General features: G+C 75.9%; 5 protein-coding genes. 3 read left to right on the top strand and 2 right to left on the bottom strand.

Annotated elements, in window-relative coordinates; translation table 11 throughout:
- Positions 1 to 9: 9 nt before the first annotated feature.
- Positions 10 to 1,239 (bottom strand): MFS transporter, encoded by a 1,230-nt coding sequence (locus EF903_RS29710; RefSeq protein WP_125548098.1) that lies wholly within the window; start codon positions 1,237 to 1,239, stop codon positions 10 to 12.
- A gap of 169 nt (positions 1,240 to 1,408) precedes the next feature.
- Between EF903_RS29710 and EF903_RS29705 the strand changes: the two genes are divergently transcribed.
- From EF903_RS29705 to EF903_RS34460, 3 genes are all read left to right on the top strand, one after another.
- Positions 1,409 to 1,882 (top strand): MarR family winged helix-turn-helix transcriptional regulator, encoded by a 474-nt coding sequence (locus EF903_RS29705; protein WP_125548097.1) that lies wholly within the window; start codon positions 1,409 to 1,411, stop codon positions 1,880 to 1,882.
- 56 nt (positions 1,883 to 1,938) lie between these two features.
- Positions 1,939 to 2,664, top strand: coding sequence for a ribonuclease H (locus EF903_RS29700; protein WP_125548096.1), 726 nt, complete (start codon positions 1,939 to 1,941; stop codon positions 2,662 to 2,664).
- Between the two features lie 242 nt (positions 2,665 to 2,906).
- Entirely contained in the window at positions 2,907 to 3,068 is a 162-nt protein-coding gene (locus EF903_RS34460) for a hypothetical protein (RefSeq protein ID WP_185902896.1), read from the top strand.
- A 220-nt stretch (positions 3,069 to 3,288) separates the two neighbouring features.
- Here EF903_RS34460 and EF903_RS29695 read toward each other — a convergent pair whose 3' ends face one another.
- Positions 3,289 to 3,987 (bottom strand): RNA polymerase sigma factor, encoded by a 699-nt coding sequence (locus tag EF903_RS29695; RefSeq protein ID WP_125548095.1) that lies wholly within the window; start codon positions 3,985 to 3,987, stop codon positions 3,289 to 3,291.
- Positions 3,988 to 4,092 lie beyond the last annotated feature (105 nt).

The raw sequence follows: 4,092 nt of genomic DNA, 5'->3' as shown, positions 1-4,092 counted from the left end.
CCGCGGGGGTCAGCGGCCTGCGGCGGCGGGCGCCTCGGCGGTGTGCGCGGTCGCCGCGGGGAAGGAGGCGGCGGTGACGCGTCCCGGGCGGGGGACGGCGCGCCGCTCCAGCAGGCCCGAGACGACGGCGAGCACCAGGGCGGACGCTGCGAGAGCGGCGCCGACCCAGTTCGGGGCGGTCCAGCCGAGCCCGGCGGCTATGACGAGCCCGCCGAGCCACGCGGCCAGGGCGTTGCCGAGGTTGAAGGCGCCGATGTTGACGGCGGAGGCGAGGGTGGGGGCGCCGGCGGCCTGGTCGAGGACCCGCTTCTGGAGCGGCGGCACGGTGGCGAAGCCGAGGGCGCCGATGAGGACGACGGTGGCGGCGGCCCCCGCCTTGTGGTGGGCGGTGACCGTGAACAGGGCAAGGACGAGGGCGAGCGCGGCGAGGGATCCGTACAGCATGGGCATCAGCGCCCGGTCGGCGAAGCGGCCGCCCACGAGGTTTCCGGCGACCATGCCGAGGCCGAACAGGACGAGGATCCAGGTGACGGAGGAGTCGGCGAAGCCGGCCGTCTCGGTCATCATCGGGGTGATGTAGGTGATCGCGGCGAAGACGCCGCCGAATCCCAGGACGGTCATCGCCATCGCGAGCAGCACCTGCACGTTCTTGAAGGCTGCCAGCTCGTGCCGGACGCGGACGCCTTCGGGGCGGGGCAGCTCGGGGACGAGCCGGGCTATCCCGAGGAGACCGGCGACGCCGAGGGCGGCGACGATCAGGAACGTGGTGCGCCAGCCGAGTGTCTGGCCGACGAGGGTGCCCAGGGGAACGCCCACGACGTTGGCGACGGTCAGGCCGGTGAACATCATCGCGATGGCCCCGGCCTTCTTCTCGGGGGCGACGAGCTCGGCGGCCACGACCGCGCCGATACCGAAGAAGGCCCCGTGTGCCAGGGAGGCGACGACGCGTCCGGCGAGCATGACGCCGAAGGCGGGAGCAAGCGCGGACAACAGGTTTCCCGCGATGAACAGCCCCATGAGCAGCATCAGCATCCGCTTGCGCGGTATACGGGTGCCGAGGACGGTCATGACGGGGGCGCCGAGGACGACGCCGAGCGCGTAACCGGTGACGAGGAAGCCGGCGGTCGGGATCGAGACGCCGTAGTCGGCCGCGACCTCGGGCAGCAGGCCCATGATCACGAATTCGGTGGTGCCGATCCCGAAGGCCCCGATGGCGAGGGCCAGGAGTGCGAGAGGCATGGGGAAGTGCCCTTCAGGGAGGAGACAGAGATACCGCCGCGACCCTTGCAGCCGCCGCTTACTTGCGTCCACATTAATTGCAGACGCGGGATATTTGCAAGCGCGGGATATTGCGTCCGTGTCCTATCCTGGAGTCACACGGGCACCCGGCCCGGAAGGAGGAGCCCCCATGACGGCCACCGACGGCGCGCTCACCGCCCTCTCCCAGGGCTGGTGCGCCCTGTCCCTGCTGCACAGCCGCATAGAGGCCCGCATCGAGCGCGCGCTCCAGGCGCACCACGGCCTGAGCGTCCGCGAGTACTCCCTCCTCGACGTCCTCAGCCGGCAGCACGACGGCCCCGGCGGGCACCTGCGCATGAACCAGGTCGCCGACTCGGTGGTCCTGAGCCAGAGCGCCACCACCCGCCTGGTCAGCCGACTGGAGGACCGCGGCCTGCTCAGCCGCTACCTCTGCGACACCGACCGGCGCGGCATCTACACCGATGTGAGCGAGACCGGCCTGGAGCTGCTCGCGGCCGCCCGCCCGACCAACGACGCCGCGCTGCGCGAGGCGCTCGACGAGGCCGCGCGCAACCCGGAGCTCGCCCCGCTCGTCGACGCGGTGGAGAACATACGGCCGGGATCCGCGGCCACCCGGGCGTGAGCCCCACCGGCCTCCGCGCGGCGCGGGCAGTGCCCGCCGTACGGCATGATCGAGGGATGTCTGATCGGATCATTGCCGCCTGCGACGGAGCGGCGAAGGGCAACCCGGGACCCGCCGGCTGGGCGTGGGTCATCGCCGACGCGGCGGGCAGCCCCGAGCGCTGGGAGGCCGGCCCGCTGGGCCGGGCCACCAACAACGTGGGCGAACTCACCGCCCTGGCACAGCTGTTGGAGGCCCTCGAACCGGGGGTGGCCGTCGAGGTGCGGATGGACTCCCAGTACGCCATGAAGGCCGTGACCCAGTGGCTGCCCGGCTGGAAGCGCAACGGCTGGAGGACCGCCGCCGGCAAGCCGGTCGCCAACCGCGAGCTCGTCGAGCGCATCGACGCGCTCCTCACCGAGCGGGACGTGGAGTTCCGCTACGTGCCCGCGCACCGCACGGACGGCGACCGCCTGAACGCCATCGCCGACCAGGCCGCCAGCGACGCCGCCATCACGCAGGAAGCCGCCGGGACCGCGCTCGGCACCGCCGAGATCCCCGTGCCCGACCCTGCGCGCAGCACCCCCGCCCGGCGCCCCTCCGCGACACCGGCCAAGCGTGCGTCCTCCCCCGGCGGGAAGGCCTCCGGGCGCGGCGGACGCGCCTCGGTCAAGGCGAAGTTCCCCGGCAGCTGCCCGTGCGGCAAGCCCTACGCCTCCGGGGAGACGATTGCGAAGGTCGGCGCCCGCTGGGGCCACCTGGCCTGCGCCGGAGCCGCCTCACCGGACCCGGCCGCCCCGTAGCCGGCGGCCCGGCGGCCACGGCAGCCCCGCGGCCCCGGCCGTGAGCCGGGCGGCCGGCTCCGGCCGCCCGGCTCACGGGGCATCACCCGCCGCTGCGGCTCGGCCCCGCCGACGGGGACGCCTGCGCGCCCGCCGGCTGCGAAGCCGGGGAGGACGCCGGCGGTGCGGGCCTCGAAGCGGACGCCGAGGGCGGGGCGGACGGCCGCTGTCCCTGCGGTGTCGGGGAAGGGCCCGGGCCCGGTGTGGCCCGGGTCGCTCCCGGAGAGGACGGCTCCGGTGACGGCACCGCCGACGGCGTCTCCGGGCCGGGCGCGGAGGGCACCGGCCCGGGCGCCGTGAACGCGGGCGGCACCGCGGGCGGCTCCGGCCGCACCGGCCCCGGGCCCTGCCCGGACAGCAGGTAGGCCGCCGCCGCGGCGGCCGCCGCCAGCCCGGCCGCCGTCGGCAGGGCGAACCGCCGCCGGTGCCGAGGCAGCCACGGCCACGCACCGGCCACGCGGCGCACACGCGGGCGCGGCGGGTCGGCGGGGCGCAGGTCCCGTACGGTGACCGCTGCCGCCCGGGCCGCGAGCGCCCGGTGCAGTCTGCGCTCGACCGGGCGCTCGACGGGGCGTTCGCCGTACGTCATGTCCGACCCTCCAGGATCCGTTCCAGCGCGTCCAGGGCGCGGCTCGCGTTCGACTTCACTGCCCCCCGGCTGATGCCGAGTGTCGAGGCGATCTCCGCCTCGCTCAGCTCCGCCCAGTACCGCAGGACGAGGACCTGCCGGCGCCGGGGGGTGAGCCGGGCGAGCGCGGCGAGGACCTCCCGGTGGGCCTCGTCCAGGACGACGCGCTCCTCCGCGGACGGTACGTCCACCGGGGCCGGCGGGGTCCACGCACGGGCGGTGCGCCGGCGGCGCAGCACGGACCGGGAGGTGTTGACGACGGCGGTGCGCAGGTAGCCCAGGGCGTTGTCGACGTCGGCGATGTCCTCGCCGTGGCGGCGGTACAGGGCGGTGAAGGCGTCCTGGACGACGTCCTCGGCGGTGGCCAGGTCGTCGACGAGCAGGACGGCCAGGCGGACCATGCCCAGCCGGTGCGCGTGGTAGAGCCCGGACACCGTGGGCCGGGGCGCGGCGCCGCCCGGCCCCGGATCCCCGCCGGGGCCGGCAGGCCCGTACCCCCGCCCTTGCGCGGGCCGGTACGGGGACGTGCCGAGCCCGGCGGGGGCGAGCGGCGGAGTCGGTTCGCGGAGCAGCAGCGCCCGCAAGCCCCGCCATGCCCGGCGGAGGCCGGGGACGGCGGGGCGTGCGAGCGGAGCGGGCGGTGCGAGGTGGAGCACGGGCGTCCTCAGCCGTCGGCCCGGCGGCGCACGGCGTAGAGGGTGCCGCCCCCCGCGGCGAGCAGGACGGCCGCGCCCGCGCCGACCGCGGCCGTGGCCGTCGAG

The organism is Streptomyces sp. WAC05292 (assembly GCF_003949955.1).
Lineage (GTDB): Bacteria > Actinomycetota > Actinomycetes > Streptomycetales > Streptomycetaceae > Streptomyces > Streptomyces globosus.
Note: the sequence above shows the minus strand (reverse complement) of the source record. Positions and strands in the feature narration are given on the sequence as shown.